This is a genomic window from Caballeronia sp. GAWG2-1 (assembly GCF_023631405.1).
Taxonomy (GTDB): domain Bacteria; phylum Pseudomonadota; class Gammaproteobacteria; order Burkholderiales; family Burkholderiaceae; genus Caballeronia.
On the sequence record NZ_JALQDD010000029.1, the window covers coordinates 177666 to 203331 of the forward strand.

Genomic DNA, 25666 nt, shown 5'->3' on the forward strand with positions numbered 1-25666 from the left:
CCTTTCGCGACGATTGCCGCAAATGTGCGCGCGCTCACGTTTGACACAATCTCACATGCCTTTACATGTCCTATACGTCGATGCCCAACGCGGCGATCTTCTTGTAAAGCGTCGCCCGCCCGATACCGATGCGTTCCGCCGTTTCCGCCACGCGACCATTGTTCGCGCGCAGGGCGTCGGACAGAAAGCGCCGTTCGAAGTCGGTCATCGCGGCGGCATAGGGCATGGACGCGCTTTCGATTGGCGGCGCGGGCGCGGCCGGTGTCGAATCGATGAAGCCTGCGAGCGCGCGGGCATCGATATGTTCGCTATCGGAAAGCATGAGTGCGCGTTCGAGCGTGTTGCGAAGCTCGCGCACGTTGCCCGGCCAGGCGTAACCGGCTAGCAGCCGCAGCGCGTTTTCATGCAGCACGAACTGGCGGATGCGGCCCGTGCGCGCCTCGCCCGACAGGTCTTCGAGAATGGCATAGGCGAGCGCTTCGATATCGCCCGGACGCTCGCGCAAGGGCGGCGCGTGAATGGTCAGCACGTTCAGGCGATAAAACAGGTCCGCGCGAAAGCGCCCCGCCGCGACAAGCGCGGGCAGATCGGCGGAAGTCGCGGCGATGATGCGAACATCCGCCCGCACGATGCGGTTCGACCCGAGCGGCTCGAATTCCTTGTCCTGCAGCACGCGCAAGAGCTTGCCCTGCAACGGCAGCGGCATGTCGCCGATTTCATCGAGGAACAGCGTGCCGCCATCGGCGAGTTCGAATTTGCCGACGCGTCCCTTGCGCTCCACGCCGGTGTACGCGCCAGGTGCCGCGCCGAAGAACTCGACTTCGAGCAAGGTATCGGGAATCGCGGCCACGTTGACGGTGACGAGCGGCTTCGCGGCGCGTGTCGAGGCACCGTGGATCGCGTGTGCAAGCAGCTCCTTGCCGGTGCCGGTTTCGCCGAGCAGCAAGACCGGCGAATCGACGAGCGCCGCGCGCCGTGCTTGCCGCTTCACTTCGAGACTCACCGCACTCGTGCCGACGAAGCTCGCGAAGGTGTACTTGGCGCGCCGCGCCTGCGCGAGCGACTGGCGCGTCGCGATGAGTTCCTGCTGCACGCGCGAGTAATGCGCGAAAAGCGGCGTGAGCGCTTTCATCTCGTCGAAGAGCGCGAAGCCGATGGCGCCAACGGTCGCGCCCCGCTCGTCCTTCAGCGGCAAACGCGTGACGACGAGCGGTTCGCGGTCGGTCTCCAGCACGTCGAGCAGAATCGGCTTGCCGGTCGCGACGACTTCGCGCATCAGGCTATTGGGAATGACCGCTTCGCAATCGAGGCCGATCACGTCGGTGGGATCGGGGAAACCGAAGCGCGCCGCGTAGCGTTTGTTGATCCAGACGACGCGGGCGTCCGCGTCGACGATGAAGGTGCCTTCGCTCAAATTTTCGAAGGTCTTGAAAAGCGATTCCATCGCGCGGCGCATGACGTCGCTATAGTCCAGGGGAACGTTGATCCAGTCGTTGAGCATGCTGCTTTTGTCTCCGATATCTCTTTATCGAGACAGGATATCTCAAACGGGAGACTGCCTGCATTGGGGCAATCTGCTAGGCTTCGAGGCGCGTGCCCGACCGTGACGCGCGGGAGTTTGTCTCGGCACAGAGACATTCCGAATGCATTTGCGGCCTTCATGCATGGTCAAACGAGCGTAAAGCCCGGTGACTACGCGGATGGCACGGAAGCTGCATTTGCCCGCGCGGCGCGCGATCAGTCGCGTCGAGGGTCTTCAAGAGAGACCCGTGATAACAAAACATCAATGGAGACTCCATGTCGTTCATCATCGTGCTCGCCGCCCTGGCGTTCCTGATGCTGGCCGCTTATCGCGGTTACAGCGTCATTCTTTTCGCGCCGATCGCCGCTCTCGCGGCTGTTCTGCTGACCGACCCGGCAGCCGTCGCGCCCGTGTTTTCGGGCATCTTCATGGAGAAGATGGTTGGCTTCGTCAAGTTGTACTTCCCGGTGTTCCTGCTTGGCGCGGTGTTCGGCAAGGTCATCGAACTGTCGGGATTCTCGGAGTCGATCGTTGCCGCCGCGATTCGCTATATCGGCAAGTCGCGCGTCAATGCGGTGATCGTCGCGGTGTGCGCGCTGCTCACGTACGGCGGCGTATCACTGTTCGTGGTCGTGTTCGCCGTGTATCCGTTCGCGGCGGAGATGTACAGGCAGAGCAATATTCCCAAGCGCCTCATGCCGGGCGCGATTGCACTCGGCGCGTTCTCGTTCACGATGGATTCGCTGCCGGGCACGCCGCAGATTCAAAACATCATCCCGACGACGTTCTTCAAGACGACTGGCTGGGCCGCGCCGTGGCTCGGCGTGATCGGCTCGGTGTTCATCATCGTGGTGGGACTGACGTTTCTCGAATGGCGCCGCCGCCGCGCGATGGCCACGGGCGAAGGCTACGGCACCTCGCTCGTGAACGAGCCCGAGCGCGTCGAGTCGACCAATCTGCCGAATCCGGCGCTGGCGATTGCGCCGCTGATTCTCGTGGGCGTCGCCAACTTCGCGCTCACGAAGTGGATTCCAACGTGGTACGGCGCGAGCTACACCATCGCGCCGGAAGTGCTGCCCGGCGTGCATGCGCCCGTGACCACGGCCGTCAAGACGGTCGTCGCGATCTGGGCAGTCGAAGGCGCGCTGCTGCTCGGCATCGTGCTCGTGTTGCTGACGGCTTTCTCGCGCGTGAAAGATCGCTTCGCCACGGGCACGCGCGTAGCCGTCGCGGGCGCTTTGCTCGCGGCGATGAACACGGCGTCGGAATATGGCTTCGGTGGCGTGATCGCCGCGTTGCCGGGCTTTCTCGTCGTCTCCGATGCGCTGAAGAGCATTCCGAATCCGCTCGTCAATGCGGCGGTATCGGTGAGTTCGCTCGCGGGCATCACGGGGTCGGCGTCGGGTGGCATGAGTATCGCGCTGGCCGCCATGTCCGATACCTTCATCAAGGGCGCCGAAGCCGCACATATTCCGCTGGAAGTTCTGCACCGCGTCGTGGCCATGGCAAGCGGCGGCATGGACACCTTGCCGCACAACGGCGCCGTCATCACGCTGCTCGCGGTGACGGGTCTGACGCATCGGGAGTCGTATCGCGACATCTTTGCGGTGACGGTCATCAAGACGCTCGCGGTGTTCTTCGTGATCGCGGTGTATTACATGACGGGGCTGGTTTGAGCGTTGGAAGTGCTGTTCGCGTCGCGCTTCAGAACGACGCCGAGCGGATGAAATCCAGAAACGCACGCAGCGGCGTCGGCACGTAGCGGTGACCGGAATAGTACAGAAACGGCCCCGGAAACCGCTGCCACCAAGGTTCGAGCACAGGCTCGAGCGAGCCGTTCTCGAAGAACGGCTTCATCCAGTCGTCGAAGAGTTGCACGATGCCGCAACCCGCCAGCGCGGCATCTATTCCAAGATCGGTTGCGGCGCCCGCTCGAACGATGAGCGGGCCGCTCGGCTCGACGCGAATGTGCCCGCCGTCGCGCTCGAATTCCCATGTGGTCATCGCGCCGCTCGCGAAGCGATAGCGCACACACGCATGCTGCAAGAGTTCGCTCGGATGCTGAGGACGACCGCGACGCTCCAGATACGCGGGTGACGCACCGAGCGCCATTCGTTGCTCGCGCGGACCGATAGGAACGGCGATCATGTCCTGCTCCAGACGTTCGCCGTAGCGGATGCCTGCGTCGCATCCTTCCGCCATCAGGTCGATGAAGCCGTCGTCGGCAATCACCTCCAGTTCGATATCCGGGTAAGCCGCGAGAAACGCCGGCACCAGGCGCGGCAGGATGAGTTTGGCCGCGACCACCGGCACATTCAGCTTCAACTTGCCAGCTGGCTTGTCCCGAAAGCCGTTCACCACGTCCAGCGCTGCGTCGAGGCCATCGAGCGCGGGCTTGAGTCGAGCCAAGAGACGCGCACCCGCTTCGGTCGTCGTGACGCTGCGTGTCGTGCGATGAAGCAAACGCACGCCGGTGCGGGCTTCGAGACGGCGCACCGCTTCGCTTACGCCGGAAGGGCTGCTGCCGATGGCGCGCGCGGCATCGCGAAAACCGCCCGCTTCGACGACGGCCACGAATGCTTCCAGTTCCTTGAGGTTGGGTCCCATTGTTCGCTCTTTCAGTACACCCTGTGCAGACTCGAGCACGTTATCTTTCGAGGCTCGGTTGGCTATTCTGTCTCCTGTCACAGGAGAGCAAACATGTCCGCAGAAAAGATTGCGATTGTCACCGGCGGCAGCCGGGGCTTAGGCCGAAACACAGTGCTGAATCTCGCCAAGCGAGGCGTCGATATTATCTTTACTTATCACCGGAATCGCGAGGAAGCTGAAAACGTCGTCCGCTCCGTGTCCGATCTCGGTCGAAAAGCAGTGGCGCTTCGGCTAGACACTGGAAATGTCGGCGCCTTCGATAGCTTTATCGGCAAGGTCCGCGAAACGCTAGCCGAATGGAAAGCAGAACGCTTCGATTTCCTCATCAACAATGCGGGTACGTCACATCACAACAGCATCGAGAAAACGACCGAGGAAGAATTGGATGGCCTATATAACGTGCACTTCAAAGGCGTGTTCTTTTTGACGCAGAAGCTGCTGCCGCTTATTCGCGACGGCGGGAAGATCGTCAACTTGTCTTCCGGGCTGACGCGAATCATCGTACCGGAAAGCGGCGCTTACGGCTCGCTTAAGGGCGCGGTCGAAATATTGACGAAATACATGGCGAAGGAACTCGCGCCGCGCCGGATCGCAGTGAACGTGGTCGCGCCCGGTGCAATTCAGACGGATTTCAGCGGCGGAATAGTGCGGGATAATGCCGAGCTGAATAAGCGCATTGCCGACATGACGGCGCTGGGCCGTGCCGGATTACCCGACGACATTGGCCCGATGATCGCGTCGCTGCTCTCCGAAGATAATCGGTGGATCAACGCTCAGCGTATTGAAGTGTCGGGCGGCATGGCGATTTAACGCCTACGCATAGGAAAATAGATCGCTGCGCCCGTGGTTCGAAGCGGGCGCGGGCGAGCTTTCTTTCGACTTAATGCTTTTCGGGGAATAGCGCGGCTTGAACCATCGCGCGGACATTTTCGCCCTTGTCGACGAGAAACTCGTCGCGGTCTTTCCCGGCAATCCATTGCGGCGCACGGCCGCGGCCGCTCCAGGTCGCGCCGCTCACCGGGTCGCGATATTTCGCCGGGGCGTCGGCGCGCTGGGCGCCCGACTTCGGGCCAAACAATTCGTTAAGCGAAATACCGTACTGACGCATCTTCTGAACGATTTCCTTCAGTACGAGCTGCGTCTCTTGTTCTTTAGCTTCGTTCAACTGCCGCTCCAGCGCTTGCTGCTGCGCGACGAGGCGGGTAATTTCAGGGTTTTGATAAGCCATGTGCGTAGTATTTGTTCGATGAGCCGTATCGCCATCGATGCGTGGAGTAGAAGCATTATAAGACTTCTCGCGCAAGCCATGGACTCGAAACGAGTCTGCTCGTCCGTTTTGCGTCTTACGTCCACGCATGGAATCTCGCAGCGGCTTCGAATGCTCAAAGTTCGCGCGCAACCGTGAATCTGGTTCTGACGTGTTTTGGATTCTCCAGTTCATCGACCACTGCGACCGCTAAATCGGCGACGGAGATGCCGGCCGGCTTGTCGCCATCCATTAAAAGGTTTTCCGAGCCAAGTCGATAAGAACCCGTGCGCTCACCTTCTTCGAGAAAAGCGGGCGGGCTTACGAAAGTCCAATCCAGGACCGTGTTGCCGCGAATTGCATTGAGCGCGTCGCGGGCGGCGGTTGCGCCCGGAATGATGTTCGCCGGCACATGCGAACTGAACTCGTCGGTATCGATGAGTTGCACGCCAGGCGCGACGAACAGGCTCGCGGCGCCGCCAATGACCACATAGCGCCGAACGCCGCTTGCCTCGACGCCGCGAACGATTGCCGAATTGCCGCGAGTGAAGTTCTCGAACAGCTCGGGGTCGTTCCATCCGGGGTTGAACGCGGACACCACGGCATCGTGACCGCGCACGGCGTTCGCCACCGACTCCCACGAATACGCGTCGCCGACAACGACTTTGAGACGCTCGGACGACGCCGCGCTTGCGGCGTTGCGAAGCAATACCGTGACCTCGTGGCCTCGTTGAAGAAGTTCTTTCTTGAGATGCGTTCCAACAAAACCGGTCGAACCAATGAGAGCGACTTTCACGTGACATCCTCTAAAAAAATAGCGATACGAGGATGCTAGCTTCTCAAGCAGCGATTTATAATCCGCCGAAAACGACAATCAAATTTAAGTCACACTTCAAAATGAATGATCTTCGGCCGTTCGTGATCTTTGCGGAGACCGTCTCCCACGGTTCCATGAGCGCTGCCGCTGCGCGTCTAGGGATGAGTGCATCGGCGGTGAGTCAGGCAATCAAGGCGCTTGAACGGGAATCCGGTGTGACCTTGCTTCATCGGTCGACGCGCAAATTGACGCTGACCGAGGACGGCGAGCGCTGTTACGCCCATTGCCTGAGGTTGATCGAGGCGTGGAAAGCAGCGTCCGAATCGCTCGCTCAGGCACGGGACGCGCCAACCGGCGAATTGCGCGTCGCCGCGCCGATTGGCTTCGGGTCGTATATCGCGCCCGCGCTGGCTCCGGTCCTTTCCACGTGGCCAAAGTTGCGACTGCGCCTTTTGGTCAGCGACGAGATGGTCGATCTCATCGATGCGCGCGTCGATATCGCCATTCGCGTTGGCAAGCTCGCGGATTCCGGTTGGGTCGGCCGTCCACTCTGCGAACTCGAAACGATTCTCTGCGCCTCGCCGGCGTACTTGCAGCGTCACGGCACGCCGCAAAGTCCGCAAGAACTGACGACGCATCATTGGATATCGCTGGAACGCGAACTGGACGAATCCGGCCAGAACGCCAGCACGCCCGACGATGACGCACCTTCGCTCGTCCTCGATTTGCAAGGAGACAAGCGCGTGAAAGAGACGGTGCGCGCGCCAGTGCGCATTGCAAGCACTACACAACCCACGGTTCAACAGATCTGCGAACAAGGTTTAGGCATTGCGCGTTTGGCATATATCGACGCGCAAAGCTCGATCAAGCGTCGGACGCTCGTTCATGTGCTTCCAGACTGGCGGCTTCCTGTGCTACCGGTGACGTTGGTATCGCCGAAGAAGAGCACCGAGCCTGCGAAGGTTCGCGCAGCGGTCGAAGCGTTGAAGGCTTACTTCACCCGTCTTCCGTCGACTCGGGATAGGTGAACACCCCGGGCCCCAAAAACATCCAAAACATAAAAGTGAAAAGAGTTTGCAATTTGCAAAGACTTTTCACTAGAATGGCACGCATACCCCGAGTCGACGAACAACAACCGTCCGATGCCCCGACCATGAGCGCCGTCGCTGAACGCATTCTTCGTGTGCTGGAAGAGCTTGCCAACTCGCCAGAGGGCAAGACGCTCTCCGAGTTGTCGACGAGTCTCGACCTGCCCATTACCGCGACGCACCGCTTGCTCGCCGACCTCATGGAGCAGGACTACGTTCGCAAAGACGAACGGCGCGGGGAATTCACGCTGACCATGAAGATGCCGTCGCTTGGACTGCGTTTCTTGAGCGCGGGCGGCGTCGTCGATATTGCGCAGCCCATTCTGGAGCGTCTCGCATCGACATCGGGAGAATTGGTGCGGCTTGCAATCGTCGATGGCGAACAACTGATCTATGTCGCGAAGGCGCAAGGCGCGCGGCAAGGCATTCGCTACGACCCGGAGATGGGACGCCCCGTTACGTTGTCCTGCAGCGCGGCGGGAATGATTTGGCTCGCGGGCAAGAGCGACGAAGAAGTCATGCGGCTCGTATCGAAACAGGGATTCGGCGTGCCGTCGGATTTCGGCCCGAACGCGCCCACGACGTTCAAGGCACTGATTCCGCATATCGATGCCGCCCGCGCCAACGGTTACGCAACCACGCACGACATGTTCTTGCCTGCGATGAGCTCGATGGCGACAACCGTGCATGCCGAGAACGGCGAGGTTCGCGCAATTCTCATCATCGCGGGACCCATGTCGCGATTGACCGACGCAAAGATGAAAGAGCTCGTGCCGTCATTGATGTCGACGTCGAAAGAGCTGTCTGAAGCAAGCGGAGTGTCGCCCATGCTTCGTCAGGCGATGAAAGGCCCTAACTTCGCGGTCAGCATCGCTAGTTGATGCGCGGCGAAACAAAGCGTTGAAAACGCGTCCTCATTAAATCGTATAACTAAATATATAACCCGAAGATCGATTCTGACACATCAGGAGGAGACACAAATGGGAATGGAAAACGCGGACGGCTCGCAACGCTCCATGGCGAATCGCGCGGTAAGCGCCGCCACGCTCGGAACGGCGCTCGAATGGTTCGACTTCACGCTTTACGGTTCGGTCGCGGCCACGGTGCTTCCCAAACTCTTCTTCCCGAGCATGGAGCCAAACTCCGCGCTGCTGGCGTCGCTCGCGACCTTCAGCGTGGGTCTCGCGGCGCGGCCGCTTGGCGCCATCATTTGCGGCCATTTCGGCGACAAAATCGGACGGCGCAACCTCATGCTCGGCACGGTCTCGGTGATGGGCATCACCTCCGTGTTGATGGGCTTGCTTCCGACTTACCTGCAGATCGGCATGCTCGCGCCCATTCTGCTCGTCGTCTTGCGCATCATCCAGGGATTCGCGCTCGGTGGCGAATCCACCGGCGGACAACTGATGGCGCTCGAACACGCGCCCGCGGACCGGCGCGGAAAATACTCCGGCTTGATCGGCATGTGTGCGCCGCTGAGTCAGATCCTCGCCAATGCCGTTCTGTTGATTCTATCCGCGACAATGAGCGCCGATGCCTTCACGAGTTACGGCTGGCGCATTCCCTTCGTCATGAGTTTCCTGCTCGTGATCGTCGGCATCTACATTCGTCTGCGCGTGTCGGAAACGCCCGCATTCGTGCAGATGAAGCAGTCTGCGGTAGCCAACGTAAGCAGCCCGCTCAAGGACGCGTTTCGTCTTCACTACAAGACCATCATTCGCATGATGCTCTTCTTCTGCGGCCCCACGGCACTGTTCTATCTTGCGGTCGTGTTCACGCTCGGTTATCTAACGAACTCGCTCGGCGTGCCGAAGCAGACTGGGTTCACGCTGCTAATGATCGGCAACGCATGCGCAATCGCCGGTTCCATTCTCGGCGGATTGTTGAGCGACCGCATCGGCCGAAAGCGCGCGTTGCTCATCGCATCCGCAGCGACGTTCGTCATCATGATGTTCTACTTCCCGCTGCTCGCCACGAAGAACTTTGCGACGATGGCCATCGCCATGGGCCTCTTCATGGGCTTCGTTCAGGTTCAGACGGGCATTCAGCCGGTCGCGTTTGCGGAAGCCTTTCCGACGAACGTCCGATACTCGGCATCGGCACTCGCGTTCACCGGCGCAAGCCTCTTCGCAGGCGGCCCGATTCCGGTTGTCGCCACGTGGCTTTTGAATCTCAGTCACGGCTCGCCGTGGACATTGGTCGCACTCGTGGCGTCGTTGAATGCGCTGTCCTTTTGCATGATCGCGATCGGACCGGAGACGAAAGGCATCGACATGAATCGGCTCGATTCCACCGACGACGTCATCGGCAAACAGAATCCGAGCGCGCATCAGGCTACTTACTGAGACGCGTGGAATCACGCCTCCATCCACCATTCAATCGATACCGCGAGAAAGCACATGACCGATCGACACACAGGTTTGCTCGCCATTTGGAGCACGATCGAAGCACACAACGAAACCGATTACTTGCACTGGCTCACGCGTGAACATGTCTTCGAGCGGGTAGGCGTGCCGGGATTTCGTTCGGGCCGCGTATTCAAGCGTCGCGCAAGCAAGCCTTCGGAATACCTCATGCTCTACGAGCTCGACACTGCGAACGTGATGTCGAGTACCGGCTATCTTTCGCGTCTCAACGACCCGAGCGAATGGACGCGACGAATCATGCCGAACCTGATGCGCTTCCGGCGTGGCGGGGGTTCAGTGGTGCTGAAGGGGGGTCATGTCGGCGGATATGGAAGTCATATCGCCATCGCACGCTTTGAAGACATCATGCCGGACGAGTTGACCGGTTCGACAGGGCAAGAACTGATCGACGCTTTGGCGCGGCTCGATTGGGTCGTCACCGTTCAAGCGATGACGGTTCAAACCGACGGAACGTCCATTGCCACACGAGAAAAGTCGATGCGGCGTAGTCAGGAAGGCGCTTTTTGCGGGCTGCTCGTGATACAGGCGCTCGATCATGCATCGCTCGATAACGCCATTACTCACGCAACTCGCGTGCTTCCGACGACCGAAGGAAAATTCGAGTTGTTCGACGCCATCTTCAGTTGCCATAAGCCTTGAGGCGCACGAGCCTAAGTGCCGTTAGACTAAAGGCATCCCCGGCCTATCCATAACGCGCGACATGAACGATATCGAATCGAGAATTTCATCGAGCTTCTTTGCTCAAGGCTTGATGAAAACGCTTGGCGCCACATTGACGTCGGTATCCGAAGGCGAAGTCCGAATCAGTCTGCCCTTTTCAGCGGCTTTATCGCAGCAGCAAGGCTTCGCTCATGCCGGTGTGATTACGAGCATCGTGGACAATGCTTGTGGCTATGCCGCTTTAACCAAGGCACCGGAAGGGCACGACGTGGTGACGGCGGAATTCAAGGTGAATTTTCTGCGGCCCGCAATAGGAACGTCGTTTCTAGCCGTGGGCAAGGTCGTCAACGCGGGCAGGCTTCTGACTGTTTGTACCGGCGAGGTGTTCGCTATTGGCGATGCTCAATCGGCGCCGAAGTTGATAGCGGTGATGCAGGCAACCATCGCTACGGTTTCCTCGAAGGCATGAAGCACCGTTGAAAGCCGGCGGCCCTGGTGAGATCAGGAACCACTGGCAATGTGTCATCGTTCAATTAAAGCTTTAAACGTAGGTTTCGTGCTGCCACGGTCCCCACTCACCGCCCATCGACTTGGTGCGCGTGTACGTTGCGCTTTGGCCTGTCGGCGTGTCCGAGGCATCGTCGGCCTGCACTGCATCCGTGGTGTGAAGCGCAAAGGCCTGGCGGTCGTGCGTATCGACAGTTACGCGTCCAATCGGACCCTTGACGGGTTCCGCATCGCCCTCTTGCGATGATTCGAGCAACGCGAGGTAAGGTGTCAGGCGTCCCCAAAAGTCGGTGAGCTCTTCCTGTACGTAACGCGTCATAAAGTGTCTCCCAAAGCCCTCTAGCTTACCGCACATCGCGCAAACGTCCTTCTTTGTCGGAAGATGAGTCGAGACATTGCGTCGGAGCGTGCGACTTCAAACGCCCGTCGCCATTCCCGTAAGTAGCCTTTCGACGGCCGCGCCGATGTGTGGTGTAGCGAATAGAAACCGCAGCCCTGTGACGTTACTTTGGTACACGAGAAGCATGGCCCAGGCGTCCGAGGATGCACGCGGAGCCGTGACGTCCCGACAACGTAATGCCATTGAAGCAACCGTTAGAAAAGCAGCCAGAGCCATGCCTACGACCAACAAATACCTCTCTGAGAACTCGCAAGTGCGAATTGGCCTCGTCACGCAAGGCCACATTTCGACTATCGAGTGCATGCTGGAAGGCGGAGCAGCGTGGCCCGACATCGGCCGCGCAATCAACTGGGACCCGGCGGCCGCGGCTCAGGATTATGCAATCTACGCGTTCACGCAGCTTAGGCGCTTGCGTCAGGGGGCTAAAGATCACTAATCGCGTGAGTCGCGGCTAGCGAATAGAAGAAGGATGATGCGCCAGCGCAGTCACCTGCATCGTCATGAACGGAAACAAAGGCAACGCGGACAAGATCGTATGAAGCTCGTCATGCGAGTCCACGTCGAAGACGCTGAAATTCGCGTACTCACCAACCACGCGATGCAACTGCTGCCACTTTCCTTCACGCTGCAATTGCTGCGAATACGCCTTCTCGCGAGCCTTGATGTCTTCAGCTTGCGCTTGCGGCATGTCGTGCGGCAGATGCACGGCCATTCTTACGAGATACAGCATATTTCCTCCTAAGCGGCGACGCTGATTCCGCAAAGCGAAAACAAGCGTCATGTCTCATCCGGCAATGAACCTTCAGGCCTTCTTGTCGCGACGATAAAACGCCAGCTTTTCCTCGTCGATTTGCAGCCCCAGCCCCGGACCTGCCGGCATATGCAGATCGAAGTCGCGATACCGCGGACGAGCGGTCACTATGTCGTCCTTGAGCAATAACGGCCCAAAGAGCTCCGTACCCCAAGCGAGTTGCGGAAGCGCGCTAAAGCCATGTGCGGAAGCAACGGAACCGATACTCCCTTCTAGCATCGTCCCGCCGTAAAGCAGCACGCCCGCTGCATCGGCAATCGCAGCCGTGCGCATCATGCCGAAGATGCCGCCGGACTTCGCGATCTTCAGCGCGAATACATCGGCGCATGCGTCGCGCACGAGTTCGAGGGCATCTTCGGGACCGGTCACGCTTTCATCGGCCATGATGGGCACGTTGAATCGCGCGGCGAGCCGGGCAAGCGCGCCGCGATGCTCACGCGGCGTCGGTTGCTCGACGAGATCGACGCCCGCCGCTTCCAGCGCTGCAATGCCGAGCGTGGCATCGACTTCGCTCCATGCCTGATTGACGTCTACCGTTACCTTGGCCCGGTCACCCAAAGCCGACTTTATCTTCGAGACATGGGCGACGTCATCGCGAACGCCGCGGCGGCCGATCTTCAGCTTGAACACATTGTGGCGGCGTTCGGCGAGCAGCATCTCGGCTTCTTCGATATCGCGATTCGTGTCGCCGCTGGCAAGCGTCCACAGCACCGGCAGCGTCTTGCGAACCGCGCCACCGAGCAACGTGGACACCGGCACGCCAAGGCGTTTGCCTTGCGCATCCAGCAGCGCCGTCTCGATCCCCGACTTGGCGAAGCGGTTGCCACGCGCGACCTTGTTCAGCTTGAGCATGACCGCGTTGATATTGTTCGCGTCCTGTCCGACGAGCGCCGGAGCCAGGTAAGTATCGATGGTCAGCTTGATACCCTCGGGACTTTCCTCGCCGTAAGACAAGCCACCGATAGTCGTGGCTTCGCCGATGCCCTCGATGCCATCGCTCGAACGCAGGCGGATGATGACCATGGTTTGTTGCTGCATCGTCGCCATGGAAAGCTGATGCGCGCGAATGGTCGGTAAATCGACCAGAATCGCCTCGACGGATTCGATGTGAGGGTTCATACCTGGATTGGCGAAGTGGATGGGTTGAACGAAGTATCGAACGGCGAATAACACCTTGTCCAAGACCTTCGACGTCTAATGCCATACTCGCCAGGTATCGAAACTTAGCGCCCCCGGTCGGTGCGGGGCGCGTAAGGCACGTGTTCCTCATCGTAGAGCCGATAAATCAATTCGAGCATCTCGCGTATGTCGCGCGATTCGTCTAGCGCTCGCATGCTCATGATGATGGGCGAAACCAGCGTGGGGTCGTCCAGGTCCTTGTAACTCACATCATCACGCTTGAGGCCATACACACTGCTCGGCACGATCGAGATGCCTTCACCCGCCGCCACGAGACCAAGCGCTATCTGCAGCTCGCGCACTTCGTAAATTCGCCGGGGTTCGAGCGCCCGGTCCTTGAAAGCGGCAAGCACCTGGTCCGCGTAACTCGGGCGAGGCGCCTTCGGATAGACGATCAACGTTTCGTTGAGCAAGTCACGCAGCGCGAGCACCGGCTTGAGAACCGAGAGCGCATGCCCCTGCGGAAGCGCCACGATCATTTTTTCTTCCCGCAGAATGACCCGGCGAATATTCGCGTCTTCATTGCGGATTCGACCGAACCCCACGTCGATATGACCGTCCTTGAGCGCGCGAAGCTGGTCCATCGTCGACATCTCATGCAGGCTCAACTCGACGGTAGGATTTTCGTCGCGAAAGCGGCGGATGATCTTGGGCAGCATGCCGTATAGCGTCGAGCCTACGAAACCAACGGACAAGCTGCGTTCGATATTGCCAACGCGCCTTGTCATCGATTCGAGTTCGGACGTCTGCGCAATCAGCTGCGCGGCATGCGAATAAAAGAACTTGCCCGTCTCTGTTAGCTTGAGCGGCCGCGAGTTGCGCTCGAGCAGTTGAACGCCCAGCGTCTCTTCGAGCTGCTGAATCTGACGGCTCAGTGGCGGCTGCGCGATGTTGAGCCGCTGCGCGGCGCGCGTGAAGTTCCGCTCTTCCGCCACGGCCACGAAATAGCGCAAGTGTCGCAATTCCATTTCTATACCTCCTTGGTATAGCCCGATACCAAATCAGTGTTGGACGGCGCTCTAGCGGCTCATTATTCTGCAATCACACTCTGTTTTCGCCGCCGATCATACCTTCCAAACATTATACGGACTGGGGAAAAACGAGGGTTAACCCCCACCGAACAAGAGATTCAGGAGCAGACAAATGAGCGTCAAAGTGTTCGATTCAAAGGAAGCGCAGGACCTCTTGAAGGCCGCTGCGAATCTCGGAAGCAAGGACGGTAACGCACGCGCCAAGCAGATCACTCATCGCTTGCTGGGTGACCTCTTCAAGGCCATCGACGACCTCGACATGACACCCGACGAGATCTGGGCCGGCGTGACCTACTTCAACAAGCTCGGACAAGATGGCGAGGCTGCACTCTTGGCCGCTGGTCTCGGTATCGAGAAGTATCTCGACATCCGCATGGATGCGGAAGACCGTGAAGCAGATATCCACGGCGGCACGCCGCGCACCATTGAAGGTCCGTTGTACGTTGCCGGCGCTCCGGTGCGTGATGGTGTCTCCAGAATCGACATCAACGCGGACGAAGACGCGGGTCCGCTCATCATCCGCGGCACGGTGACGAGCCCGGATGGCAAGCCCGTACCGAATGCGGTCGTGGAATGCTGGCACGCAAACTCGAAGGGCTTCTATTCGCACTTCGACCCGACGGGCGCGCAAGACGCCTTCAATCTTCGTGGCGCGGTAAAGACGGGTGCCGATGGCAAATACGAATTCCGCACGCTCATGCCCGTGGGTTACGGCTGCCCGCCGCACGGCGCGACTCAGCAACTGCTCGACCTCATCGCGCGCCATGGCAATCGTCCGGCGCACGTGCATTTCTTCGTGACTAGCGACAAGACTCGCAAGCTCACGACGCAAATCAACATCGAAGGCGACCCGCTCGTCTGGGATGATTTTGCCTATGCGACTCGCGAAGAACTCGTGCCGCGCGTGATCGGGAAGACGGGCGGTGCTGCGCTGGGACTCAAGTCCGACGCGTACAAGGAAATCGAATTCAACATCGAGTTGACTCCGCTGGTTCAGGGTAAGGACAACCAGTTGGTCAATCGCCCTCGCGTATCTGTCGCGGCTTAACCGCCCACGCGGCCGCCGCTGTTACGCGGCCAAACCTCTTTCGCAAATTCTTTGAACCGATGCAAGCGCTTCGCACGAAGCCTGCATAGGGAGACGAGTCATGCCCGCAACCATCGATAAAGCGCGACAACTGGACGACTTGCTGAACAACGCCGTTCAGGATGACAAGGAAAGCGGTGTGTTCCGCTGCCGCCGCGATATTTTCACGAACGCCGATTTGTATGAGCTCGAGATGAAGCACATCTTCGAGAGTAATTGGGTGTATCTCGCGCACGAGAGCCAGATTCCAGACAACAACGACTACTACACCACGTGGATCGGCCGTCAGCCGATCGTCATCACGCGTGACAAGGTCGGCGAATTGCACGCCGTCATCAACGCCTGCGCACACAAGGGTGCGATGCTCTGCCGTCGCAAGCACGGCAACAAGGGCAGCTTCACGTGCCCGTTCCACGGCTGGACGTTTTCCAACGCAGGCAAGCTATTGAAGGTCAAGGACGAGAAGACGACCGAGTACCCGGTGCAGTTCAATAAGCAAGGCTCGCACGACTTGAAGAAGGTTGCGCGCTTTCAGAACTACCGTGGCTTCCTTTTCGGCAGCCTGAGCGAAGACGTCATGCCGCTCGAAGACTATCTCGGCGAGACCAAGGTCATCATCGATCAGATCGTCTCGCAGGCGCCTGAAGGTCTCGAAGTGTTGCGCGGCAATTCCTCGTACATCTACGACGGCAACTGGAAGATGCAGATGGAAAACGGCTGCGACGGCTATCACGTCAGCACCGTGCACTGGAACTACGCTGCAACCATGGGCCGTCGCAAGGTCGAAGGCACGAAGGCCGTCGATGCCAACGGCTGGAGCAAGTCCGTCGCTGGCGTATATGGCTTCGAGCATGGACATATCCTGCTTTGGACCAACACGATGAATCCGGAAGTGCGTCCGGTGTATCAACATCGCGAAGAGATCGCAGCACGCGTGGGCGACGAAAAGGCGAAGTACATTGTCAATCAGACACGCAATCTTTGTGTGTATCCGAACGTGTTCTTGATGGACCAGTTCAGCACGCAGATTCGCGTGATCCGCCCGATCAGCGTCGACAAGACCGAAGTGAACATCTTCTGCTTCGCACCCAAAGGCGAAAGCGCGGAAAGCCGTGCCATCCGCATTCGTCAATACGAAGACTTCTTCAACGTCTCGGGCATGGGCACGAGCGACGACCTCGAAGAATTTCGCGCGTGTCAGGCGGGCTATGCGAGCACGACATCGATGTGGAACGACATGTCGCGCGGCGCGCCGCTATGGGTGCACGGACCCGATGCAAATGCAAAAGGCATGGGACTGAAGCCCCTTATCTCGGGCGAGCGCAGCGAAGACGAAGGGCTCTTCGTGGTGCAACACGAGTACTGGATGCACGTCATGCGCGAAGCTCTGCGCAAGGAACAGACGGAGGCGACGGTATGAGCATCGACTATCAAAAGGTCTGTGCCGCGCTCTATCAAGAGGCGCGCTTTCTGGATGACCGTCAGTGGGACGAGTGGCTCGCTTGCTACACCGAAGACGTCGAGTACTGGATGCCCGCCTGGAACGACGATGACAAGCTCACCGACGACCCGCACAGTCAAATCTCCTTGATGTACTACGCCGACCGCAGCGGCCTGGAAGATCGAGTGTTCCGCATCAAGACCGAGCGCAGCGGTGCGTCGATGCCGGAACCGCGCACCAGCCACAACGTGACGAACGTCGAGCTGCTGGCCGAACGCGCGAATGAAGTGGACGTGCGCTACAACTTCACTACGCAGAGCCATCGCTACAAGATGACCGACTATTTCTTCGGCACCATTTTCGTTACCTTCCGCAAGGTGGATGACCGTCTCTTGATTGCCAGCAAGAAGATTGCGTTGAAGAACGACTATATCCGCCAGGTACTCGACGTCTATCACGTCTGAAGCGCTTGATGGGAACGAGACACGAAGCAGGAGACAACATGTCTAGCTACAACATCGCATTGAACTTCGAAGACGGCGTGACTCGCTTTGTCGAATGCAAGGCGGGCGAGAAGGTCCTCGATGCCGCATTTCGAGCCCGGATCAACTTGCCGATGGATTGCTCCGACGGTGTATGCGGCACCTGCAAATGCCGCGCGGAAAGCGGCGCGTACGACCTCGGCGACGACTATATCGAAGACGCGCTAAGCGACGACGAAAAGGAAACCGGCCTTGTCCTCACGTGCCAGATGGTGCCGCAAAGCGACTGCGTGATTGCAGTGCCGGCATCGTCAGTAGTGTGCAAGACCGAGCAAAGCAAATTCGCCGTGACCGTCGCGAAGGTCGAACCGCATAACGACGCAGCCGTCGTGCTCGAATTCGATGTCGAAGCTGCCGCGCCTGTGTTCCTCGCCGGTCAATACGTCAATATCGATGTGCCGGGCAGCGGGCAGCATCGCTCCTATTCGTTCTCTTCCGCGCCTGGTGCAAGCAAGGTCAGCTTCCTGATCAAAAAAATTCCAGGCGGCGTGATGAGTACCTGGCTCGAATCCGCGCAGCCGGGCGACAAGACCCAATTGACCGGGCCGCTGGGTAGCTTCTATCTGCGCCCCGTCGAGCGGCCGTTGCTCTTTCTTGCGGGTGGCACTGGTTTAGCGCCCTTCTTGTCGATGCTGGAAGTCTTATACCGGACAAACGCGCAGCAGAGGGTTCATCTCATCTACGGTGTGACGCGAGACCTCGACCTCGTGCAAACCGATGCAATAGCTGCGTATGCCATGAAGCTCCCGCACTTCACTTACAGCACCGTCGTGGCCGACGCCGAATCGGATCATCCACGCAAAGGCTGGGTCACGCAGCACATGTCGGCAGAGTCATTGAATGACGGTGACGTCGATGTCTATCTCTGCGGTCCTCCTCCAATGGTCGATGCCGTGCGCAAGTACTTCGACGATACCGGCGTGAAGCCGAATAGCTTCCACTACGAGAAGTTCACCCCTAACGCCGCGCCGGAGACCGCATGAACACCAACCGATTCGTCGGCAAAGTCATGGTGGTCACAGGCGCGGCGCAAGGGATCGGGCGGGGCGTTGCGCTTCGTGCGATCGCGGAAGGAGCGAAGGTTCTATTCGTCGATCGAGCGGACTTCGTGGCGGAAGTCGCCGCTGAAGCACAAAGCGATGATGCGGCTGCGTTTGTCGCCGATCTCGAAACCTACGACGGTGCGGCATCGACGATGGCTTTTGCAAAGGACAGGTTCGGTCGGATCGACATTCTCATCAACGGCGTGGGCGGCGCCATTCGCATGCGCCCTTTCGCGGAGTTCGAGCCCGCGCATATCGATGCGGAGATTCGGCGTTCGCTTATGCCAACGCTTTACGCGTGTCATGCCGTGCTTCCGTACATGCTCGCGCAGGATTGCGGCACCATCGTCAACATTTCATCGAATGCGACTCGCGGGATTCGGCGCGTACCGTACTCCGCGGCGAAGGGTGGCGTGAACGCGATGACTCAATCGCTTGCGATGGAGTATGGCGCGTACAACATCCGCGTCGTTGCGGCTGCGCCCGGCGGGACAGAGGCACCTCCGCGACGAGTGCCTCGTAACGCCTCAGGCGATAGCGAGCAAGAGAAAGCATGGATGGGCGAGGCGGTCAAGCAGGTCACCGAGTCGACCTTCCTCAAGCGTTACGGCACGCTCGACGAGCAGATAGCGCCGATTCTCTTTCTTGCCTCGGATGAGGCTGCGTATATCACGGGTGCGGTGCTGGCCGTGGCGGGTGGGGATAATGGGTGAGGCCAAGGAACACGCTGCTGCTCAGTGTTCGCAACGGCCCCTTACTCCACCGTGACCGACTTTGCCAGAGTCCGCGGCTTATCCACATCCGTGCAGCCCTTCGATCAATAAGGGAACGATATTGCGTTAGGTACGGCGCCGACGATGCCAAACATGGCTTTGCTCTCTCAGATGATGTTGTTCTTCGTTGCGTTCAATTCGCTGGTGGCGCTCCTGTACCTACCGTGGCGAGCGCGCCGTCGGTGACAAAGGGCACGATGCCGTCGGCCGCGATGCGTGCGGCCGTCGCGGCCTTGCAATCGGCATCGGCGGGTGCGCAATAGTCGATCGAAAGGACCGGCAGATGGTATCGATCGCGTATGGTCGTGGCCTGCATCAGCAACCAGTCGCGGTCGGCCTGCGGTACTTCCGTATAGCGTTGCTTGCCTGCATCCCAGCCGCGATACAGCGATTCGAACGCGACCATCCAGGCTGATTCATGCACTTGAGGCAGTACTTCAAAGCCGCGATTGAAGATCAGCTTCGCTTCCGGATAACGCGCCTTGATGGCGCGAATGACGCGCACGAGTCCCGCTTCCTGTGCCGCACGCGCGGCATCGGTCGTGGCGATCAGCTGATACGAATCGAGCGTATCGAGAAAGAAGCCGCGATAACCCTTCTTCCACAACGGTGCGATAACCTTGTTCACGACGAACGCCGGCCATTGCGCCGCCGTTTGATCCACCACATGCGACGCCCACGCCTGATTCACGCCAGGCATCCACGCAGACGGAATTGCCTTGAAGTAAGCGCGATGCGGATTCACTTCGCCGATGCTCACGTAAGCAAACCACGCCGTGTGCGTATCCGCATGAGCTTGCGGATCGAAATGTGCATCGGGCTCGACTACGACGACATCGAAACCGGTGAGTTCCTCGACAGGCGGATTTGCGCCGTAATACAGCGCGACCGATGGCGTTTGCGCGTGCGCGGCCGTCACCATCGCCCCGAAGGCGGCGATTCGCGCGAAATGCAGCAATGCGCGCAGGCCAGATCGTCGGACGAATCTGTTCATGTCGTTAAGCCACTCAGCCGCGCAGCATGTAAGTCTCGTATTCGAGAGACAGGAACTTGCGGTCGAGCACCTTCACGGCGGCCACCACGACGACGAGCAACGCCAGTGCGAACCCATAGCCGTAGAGATCCGGTCCGAGCCGCAACGTAATGCCCGTGAAAAGGCCATTCAACAGGACGAACGCGCCGGTGAGCTTCATGACGGTGCGTCGTCCATCGAGATAGAAGAAGACGTTGAGCAGGCCGAGCAGCAGCACTTGCAGACTCGCGGACACGACATCGACGACCAAAAGCGGCATATACAAGGGCGAGATGCCGAGCAAGCCCAGCACGCGCTCACCGAACGCAACGATCAGCAGCAGCACCACCGTCTGCACCTTGATGATTTCATAGAGTCCGGCACGCACGCTGCCCACCATCATGTCGCGCATCTCGCTGATATGGCGCAGCGTCGCGCCGCTGCGCACGGCGTCGTAGAACGCGTCGTAGTATTCGACGAAGTCCGCTTCGATACGCACGAGGAACGTCGCCATGCCCGGCATCACGCATACGTAAGCGATAAAAATGGGGATGTCGTAGATCACCGATGCATTCAGCGGCCCAATGACTCGCGTACCCGTGCCCGGCGCATACCAGAACATGAACTTGTCGAGCCACACGCCGATATTGAACAGCAAGCCGACGAGCGCAAGACTAGGATAGGCATAACGTCCTTCGAACACTTCGAACGACACGAAGCGCTCGCTGCGATAGTTACGGTAAATCAAGCCCGACAAACCCGCCAGCAAGACGATATGGCCGGCCACGAAGCCGCCCAGCAAACCGATGAGTCCATAGCCGTTCAGTGCGAGCGCAAGACAAACGACGCACGCATAACCCACGGCAAACACGTAAAGAATCTGCCGATACTGCTTCACGCTCGACAGAAAGATCACCGCGATCCAGATATTGCCGACCACGACGAAGCCGGTAATCATCAACAGGCGATAGACGATCGGCTCTTCACGAAAGCCCAGCAACATCGCAACGACCGCAACCACGCTCGAAAGAGCCGAAGACACGAGCACGACGCCGTTGTAATTGGACAGCACGAGGTCATCGCGCTTCTCGAACAAGCGGTCGGAAATGAAGCGCGTGAACGAGAGTTGCAACGGTCCTGTCAATATCAGACTAAGCGCGATCAAATATGTCACCGACACCTGAAACTGCACGATCGCAAACTTCGGTATGACTGAAGCCAGGCTGATGAGCCCGATGATCAAAATGCCGAAGATCGACAGAATGAGCGGACCTGAACTGATCAACCCTGCATAGGCATACGCGCGCGCCACGCCCGCGAGCGTGTCGCGGCGCATGATCTTGCGCAATTCGAAACCAATGCCGGCCATCAGCGTGACTCCTGCGATGCAAGCGGCTCTTTCGCGGCGCCTGCCGGTTTGTGATGATGCATCGGGCATTGCGCGGCGCTGGCCGACATGCCGCTGCGCGCGCGATCCGGCAGTGCCGACAGACGGTCATACAGCGCGCGATAACGGTCGATCATCTGCTTCTTCGTGTAATAGCGGCGCACGCGTGCGAGACCGGCTTGTTGTGCGGCTTGCCAGCGCGTTTCATCCGCGAGCAAGGACAGCACGGCCTGCGCGAACGCGGCCGGGTCCGCAAGCTGCACGACGCCGCCCGCCGATCCGAGCGCGCGATCTTCCTCATCCACGCCTTCGATCAATTGGCGGCACGACCCGACATCCGTCGTGATGGCCGGCACGCCCGCTGCGAAACCTTCGAGCACCACGAGCGGCAGCGCTTCGCTGATCGAGGTCAGTGCGATGACATCGACTTGCGGCAGCATGTCGTCAATACGCTGAAAGCCGAGAAACCTGAGATTGCGGCTCAAGCCGAGACTCTCCACCAATGCGCGGCATTCGAGCGCATAAGCGGGATCTTCTTCTTCCGGTCCGATGATCCAGCCTTCCAGGTCCGGCATGCTGCGCGACGCGATGAAGATCGCGCGAATGAAAGTCTTGATGTCCTTGATCGGCACCACGCGTCCGATCAGCGCAACCACGCGATTCGAACGCGGCTTGCGTTGCGCGACGAGCGGCCCGAGCGCATCGACGTCGATGCCGTTGGGGATACACTGCGTGCGCTCGGCACGCGCACCGTCCATCACCTGACGCTGGCGATTCGCTTCGTAGAGCGCGACGATATCGTCGGCGGCGTCGTAGGCAAGCTTACCGATCGCTTCGAAGAAACGCACCCACAGTTCGCGGAAGTAACTCACCCGCGAGATGTCGCGTTCGAACACACCGCGGTTGTCGCGAATCCACTGGCTTTGCAGCAAGTCGATCTTGCGTTCCTTCGTATAGATGCCATGCTCGGAGATCAGCAAGGGCCGTCCGGTACGGTAGTGCATCAACGCGCCGAGAAAGCCGCTATATCCCGTCGATACCGTGTGATAAACCTTGGCCGGCAACAACTGCTCCGCCACGCGCGCAAGCTGCCACAGCGGCTTGTGCATGATACGCACGGTCCAGAAGTAATCGGTGAAGGACGGGTCCGTGCAGAACTGCTCGTATTGATCGACGATGGTATGCCACGCCGCGCGGCTCGTGAGGAACTGCTCTTCGTTGAGCGCGCCGCTCGTGCCGATCATCGGGATCATGTCGGCGAGCAACGCGCCAGCATCGCGGCCGTTACGCGGGTCGCGCAAGGTGTCGTGCAACTGCTGCGAGCGCACGAACGCGGCGCTGTCGCCAGCGGCCGCGCGCGGCTTGAAATCCGCCGTGGTCGGCTCGTACAGGTAATGCGTTTCGATATGCACGACGTTGTCGGGCAATGCATAAGCGACGCCCGCATAGTCCGACTTCTGGCTGCCTATGAAGACGATCGCAAAGCGTGTGTCGGGGTAAGAGCGGATCATCTCGTTGACCCAGCTCGATACGCCGCCGCGCACGAACGGGAACGTGCCTTCGAGGAGAAGGCAGACATCGGCATTGGCGGCGCGGCGGATCGGGAGTTCTTTCATCATGACCAGTACTTCACAACCGGTTTGAGCGTGGGCAACGAAGCGGCATTGCCGAGCGTCGCCAGAAGGTTCGCCACGCGTGAATATTCGCCGCGCAGAAAGTCCGCTTCGGCAAGCCAGGGAACGAGACGTTCGCGCGGAAAGCCGAGCTCGAGCGCGCAGCCAATGTGTTCATGCGCTTCATCGGGCAAGCCGCTTGCGAGCGCCAAACGTCCGCGAATGAGCCACAGTGCGGCATCCGATGAATCGGTTTCAAGCGCGGCTTGCGCGTAGCGGTCGGCTTGCTGCAGCGTGTGCTTATAGACCGCGCCTTGCACGAGATTCTGGTACACGAGCTCGAAGTAGAGTTCGGCAAGCAGACGATTCAGCGCGTGACGCTCGGCCGGCTTCCCGGTTGCTTCGAGCGTTTTGCTCGTTCTGAAGATTTTCTGCATGATCTCGTTCTCGGCATGGTCCAACGTGCCGTATGCAATCAGGCGAATATCTTCCAGGGGATCGGCGAGCAAGTCGCGCAGCAAGGTGCCGGTGGTGCGGGTCGGCATGCTCTGAATGGCAACCAGCGCGGACAGTCGATCCGTCGATGCCACCTGCGTGTTCGCAAGACGTGCCTGCAAGCGCGCGCCGCCGCCATGCTGAACGCGCGACACCAGATACGTGACGAACTTGGGACGCGCGACATCGTCGAGTTCGCCGCTTTCCTTGAGCGCGGGAAAGAGCGCTGCCCAGATGCAGCTCACGAGCACCACGACGCCACCCAAGAGCGGTACGAACGTGCACGCAAGCCACAACGAGAGCAACGACCACGCGAGCGGCTCGCGATAGTTTTGTGGCAACCAGGCGCGAAACGCAACGGCTTCGGCCAGACCCGCTGCGGCCTGCCAAGCCAGGAAGCGCATGAGCGGATCGAACGCGCCCGGCGCCTGCATCAGGCTCGCAATCGCAAGGTATTGCACGATTCCCGCGACGATAGCCGCAAGCGCGCCGAGGAGGAGTGAGGACCCTTTAGACATCGAGGCCACTTCGCTTGAGAAGACGCTTGAGCGCCGCGCCAGGTTCCTCGCCTCCGAGATGCAGCGTATGCACGCCAACGCGCGCGCCTTCGAGGTCGGTATTGAACTGCGCTTTCAGACTTGCTTCGATACGCGCGAGATAGCCGTCGATGCCGGTCGTATCCGTTGCGGGCATGAGATTGAGCAGCACGGATTGCCGCGGCGTCTGCAGGGGCCACATGACGTCGAGCGAACGGCGGCGGCGTATGACGTGTTCGAAGAGTTCATCGCCTTCTTCATCGCGCGGAAACACGAGCGCGACCAGCGAGGAAGCCACGCCCGCCTTCTTCTGCAGACGCGTCAGACGGCCGAGATCGAGCGCGAATTCATGCGGGCATTCGGGTACCTGATCGACGATGCGCTGCACGAAGGACGCGTGCGCCACGCCATCGGCGTAGTAACCCAACAGCACCAGCAGGAGTTGCAGATTGTCGAAGTTGAGCGACAGGAACGGCATGCGCTTGATGACGAGCAACGCACGCAATTCGCCATCGGCGGAAACCAGCGGCGCGCAGACGAGATACTCGCTGACCGGCACGGTCGAATCGACGTTCTTCAGATGCGCGACGTTTTGCGTGGCGAGCGCATGCATGACGAGTTCATCGTCGAGCTTGAGCGTGAAGGCATCGCCGAGTTGGGCGATCGGCTCCATGCCCAGTTTGCCGCGATGCACCGGAAAAAGCGCGGCCACTTCAATTTGACATGCTTGCGCGATGAACTCGAGCAGGCCATCCGCGCCGCGCATCGATGAATCGTTCTTCGCCGTGTCGCCGGCGACGGAAAGCCGCCGCAACTCGGTGATCGAATCGCGCAACGTCGTCGGACGCGACAGCAGATCCTTCTCAAGCCGCTCATGCGAAAGACGCAGCAAGTAGTGACTGTTGGTCAACGCAACGAGGCGGTCGTTCAGATAATCGTTCAGCGACGATGCACGTTCCGCGCGGCTGCCCCACGTATCGCCGAAATGACCGGCAAGGATCGTCTGACAAAGACCGCCCGCGAAATACAACGCGGGAAACGTGCCGCCCGGTGGATAGAACAACTCCCACACACCGAACATGATGGAGCTGGACAGCAAGCCAAGCAGCGTACCGTAGCGCAACGCGACGAGCAGCGGCACCATCCATAGCCACGGAAAGCCGCCGCGCACGAGTAAGGGATCGTCATGCTGAAGCCAGCGCGCGACAGACAGCATGATGAGCATCAGCGCGACGCTTTCGACGATAGCGAAGGGCCGCGCCACCGCGGGCGCGAGAAAGCGGCGCACGCGGCCCAGATTGCCGAACGGATGCGCGTGGCGCTTGGCGGCGCCCGGGTTGGTTTCGACGGCTGCGGTATTCACGGCCATTTCCTTTTCTTGTCTCGTGCTTATTTCGTATC

Annotated in this window: 25 protein-coding genes and 1 pseudogene; 13 read left to right on the plus strand and 13 right to left on the minus strand. The window is 59.7% G+C overall.

Annotated elements, in window-relative coordinates:
* Positions 1–70 precede the first annotated feature (70 nt).
* Complete coding sequence (locus NCR98_RS19985; protein ID WP_250527057.1) at positions 71–1501, minus strand: sigma-54 interaction domain-containing protein; 1431 nt, start codon at positions 1499–1501, stop codon at positions 71–73.
* A gap of 296 nt (positions 1502–1797) precedes the next feature.
* On the opposite strand from NCR98_RS19985, the gene NCR98_RS19990 reads away from it, so the two are divergent.
* Complete coding sequence (locus tag NCR98_RS19990; protein WP_250467590.1) at positions 1798–3198, plus strand: GntP family permease; 1401 nt, start codon at positions 1798–1800, stop codon at positions 3196–3198.
* Positions 3199–3226: 28 nt separating this feature from the next.
* Here the strand turns inward: NCR98_RS19990 and NCR98_RS19995 are convergent, their stop codons facing one another.
* The gene (locus NCR98_RS19995) at positions 3227–4129 is read right to left on the minus strand and encodes a LysR family transcriptional regulator (protein ID WP_250527058.1); all 903 of its coding nucleotides are present in this window, start codon (positions 4127–4129) and stop codon (positions 3227–3229) included.
* Positions 4130–4222: 93 nt separating this feature from the next.
* Here NCR98_RS19995 and NCR98_RS20000 point away from each other — a divergent pair, with 93 nt between their 5' ends.
* Positions 4223–4981 (plus strand): SDR family NAD(P)-dependent oxidoreductase, encoded by a 759-nt coding sequence (locus NCR98_RS20000; RefSeq protein WP_250527059.1) that lies wholly within the window; start codon positions 4223–4225, stop codon positions 4979–4981.
* Positions 4982–5051: 70 nt separating this feature from the next.
* On the opposite strand, the gene NCR98_RS20005 is transcribed toward NCR98_RS20000, so the two are convergent.
* On the minus strand, positions 5052–5474 hold the full coding sequence (locus tag NCR98_RS20005) for an H-NS histone family protein (RefSeq protein ID WP_350029314.1): 423 nt from the start codon (positions 5472–5474) through the stop codon (positions 5052–5054).
* Positions 5475–5553: 79 nt separating this feature from the next.
* The gene (locus NCR98_RS20010; protein ID WP_250467593.1) at positions 5554–6213 is read right to left on the minus strand and encodes an NAD(P)-dependent oxidoreductase; all 660 of its coding nucleotides are present in this window, start codon (positions 6211–6213) and stop codon (positions 5554–5556) included.
* Positions 6214–6314: 101 nt separating this feature from the next.
* Between NCR98_RS20010 and NCR98_RS20015 the strand changes: the two genes are divergently transcribed.
* The 5 genes from NCR98_RS20015 (at position 6315) to NCR98_RS20035 (ending at position 10877) form a co-directional block, all read left to right on the plus strand.
* Complete coding sequence (locus NCR98_RS20015) at positions 6315–7262, plus strand: LysR family transcriptional regulator (protein ID WP_250467594.1); 948 nt, start codon at positions 6315–6317, stop codon at positions 7260–7262.
* Positions 7263–7387: 125 nt separating this feature from the next.
* A complete protein-coding gene (locus tag NCR98_RS20020; RefSeq protein WP_250510452.1) occupies positions 7388–8203 on the plus strand; it encodes an IclR family transcriptional regulator in 816 nt (271 codons plus the stop codon).
* A gap of 99 nt (positions 8204–8302) precedes the next feature.
* Positions 8303–9667, plus strand: coding sequence for an MFS transporter (locus NCR98_RS20025; protein ID WP_250527061.1), 1365 nt, complete (start codon positions 8303–8305; stop codon positions 9665–9667).
* Between the two features lie 54 nt (positions 9668–9721).
* Positions 9722–10387: a DUF4286 family protein gene (locus tag NCR98_RS20030; protein WP_250527062.1), complete on the plus strand. Its 666-nt coding sequence runs from the start codon at positions 9722–9724 to the stop codon at positions 10385–10387.
* Between the two features lie 61 nt (positions 10388–10448).
* Positions 10449–10877 carry a PaaI family thioesterase gene (locus NCR98_RS20035; protein ID WP_250527063.1) on the plus strand — a complete coding sequence of 143 codons (429 nt, stop codon included), beginning with the start codon at positions 10449–10451 and terminating at the stop codon, positions 10875–10877.
* Between the two features lie 72 nt (positions 10878–10949).
* Here the strand turns inward: NCR98_RS20035 and NCR98_RS20040 are convergent, their stop codons facing one another.
* Positions 10950–11234: a hypothetical protein gene (locus NCR98_RS20040; RefSeq protein ID WP_250527064.1), complete on the minus strand. Its 285-nt coding sequence runs from the start codon at positions 11232–11234 to the stop codon at positions 10950–10952.
* 295 nt (positions 11235–11529) lie between these two features.
* Here NCR98_RS20040 and NCR98_RS20045 point away from each other — a divergent pair, with 295 nt between their 5' ends.
* Complete coding sequence (locus NCR98_RS20045) at positions 11530–11751, plus strand: hypothetical protein (protein WP_250467598.1); 222 nt, start codon at positions 11530–11532, stop codon at positions 11749–11751.
* A gap of 15 nt (positions 11752–11766) precedes the next feature.
* Here the strand turns inward: NCR98_RS20045 and catC are convergent, their stop codons facing one another.
* From catC to NCR98_RS20060, 3 genes are all read right to left on the minus strand, one after another.
* A complete protein-coding gene (gene catC, locus NCR98_RS20050) occupies positions 11767–12045 on the minus strand; it encodes a muconolactone Delta-isomerase (RefSeq protein WP_250527065.1) in 279 nt (92 codons plus the stop codon).
* A 72-nt stretch (positions 12046–12117) separates the two neighbouring features.
* Entirely contained in the window at positions 12118–13245 is a 1128-nt protein-coding gene (locus NCR98_RS20055) for a muconate/chloromuconate family cycloisomerase (protein WP_250527066.1), read from the minus strand.
* Positions 13246–13349: 104 nt separating this feature from the next.
* The gene (locus NCR98_RS20060) at positions 13350–14273 is read right to left on the minus strand and encodes a LysR family transcriptional regulator (RefSeq protein WP_244828892.1); all 924 of its coding nucleotides are present in this window, start codon (positions 14271–14273) and stop codon (positions 13350–13352) included.
* 175 nt (positions 14274–14448) lie between these two features.
* On the opposite strand from NCR98_RS20060, the gene catA reads away from it, so the two are divergent.
* The 5 genes from catA (at position 14449) to benD (ending at position 19162) form a co-directional block, all read left to right on the plus strand.
* Complete coding sequence (gene catA, locus NCR98_RS20065) at positions 14449–15384, plus strand: catechol 1,2-dioxygenase (RefSeq protein ID WP_250527067.1); 936 nt, start codon at positions 14449–14451, stop codon at positions 15382–15384.
* A 100-nt stretch (positions 15385–15484) separates the two neighbouring features.
* Positions 15485–16843, plus strand: a complete 1359-nt coding sequence (locus NCR98_RS20070; RefSeq protein ID WP_250467601.1) for an SRPBCC family protein — start codon at positions 15485–15487, stop codon at positions 16841–16843.
* A complete protein-coding gene (benB, locus tag NCR98_RS20075; RefSeq protein ID WP_250527068.1) occupies positions 16840–17328 on the plus strand; it encodes a benzoate 1,2-dioxygenase small subunit in 489 nt (162 codons plus the stop codon). Before NCR98_RS20070 ends, benB begins: the two co-directional genes overlap by 4 nt.
* 38 nt (positions 17329–17366) lie before the next feature.
* Positions 17367–18389, plus strand: coding sequence for a benzoate 1,2-dioxygenase electron transfer component BenC (benC, locus tag NCR98_RS20080; protein WP_250527069.1), 1023 nt, complete (start codon positions 17367–17369; stop codon positions 18387–18389).
* Complete coding sequence (benD, locus tag NCR98_RS20085) at positions 18386–19162, plus strand: benzoate diol dehydrogenase BenD (RefSeq protein WP_250527070.1); 777 nt, start codon at positions 18386–18388, stop codon at positions 19160–19162. Before benC ends, benD begins: the two co-directional genes overlap by 4 nt.
* 211 nt (positions 19163–19373) lie before the next feature.
* Here benD and NCR98_RS20090 read toward each other — a convergent pair.
* The 5 genes and pseudogenes from NCR98_RS20090 to NCR98_RS20110 form a co-directional block, all read right to left on the minus strand.
* A pseudogene (locus NCR98_RS20090) lies at positions 19374–20216 on the minus strand (endo alpha-1,4 polygalactosaminidase); the annotation flags it as partial.
* Between the two features lie 13 nt (positions 20217–20229).
* The gene (gene pelG, locus NCR98_RS20095; RefSeq protein WP_250527071.1) at positions 20230–21603 is read right to left on the minus strand and encodes an exopolysaccharide Pel transporter PelG; all 1374 of its coding nucleotides are present in this window, start codon (positions 21601–21603) and stop codon (positions 20230–20232) included.
* Positions 21603–23240 carry a GT4 family glycosyltransferase PelF gene (pelF, locus tag NCR98_RS20100; RefSeq protein ID WP_250527072.1) on the minus strand — a complete coding sequence of 546 codons (1638 nt, stop codon included), beginning with the start codon at positions 23238–23240 and terminating at the stop codon, positions 21603–21605. Before pelF ends, pelG begins: the two co-directional genes overlap by 1 nt.
* Positions 23237–24247: a hypothetical protein gene (locus NCR98_RS20105; protein WP_250527073.1), complete on the minus strand. Its 1011-nt coding sequence runs from the start codon at positions 24245–24247 to the stop codon at positions 23237–23239. Before NCR98_RS20105 ends, pelF begins: the two co-directional genes overlap by 4 nt.
* Positions 24240–25628, minus strand: coding sequence for a PelD GGDEF domain-containing protein (locus tag NCR98_RS20110; protein ID WP_250527074.1), 1389 nt, complete (start codon positions 25626–25628; stop codon positions 24240–24242). The genes NCR98_RS20105 and NCR98_RS20110 overlap by 8 nt, the downstream gene beginning before the upstream one ends.
* Between the last annotated feature and the right edge of the window lie 38 nt (positions 25629–25666).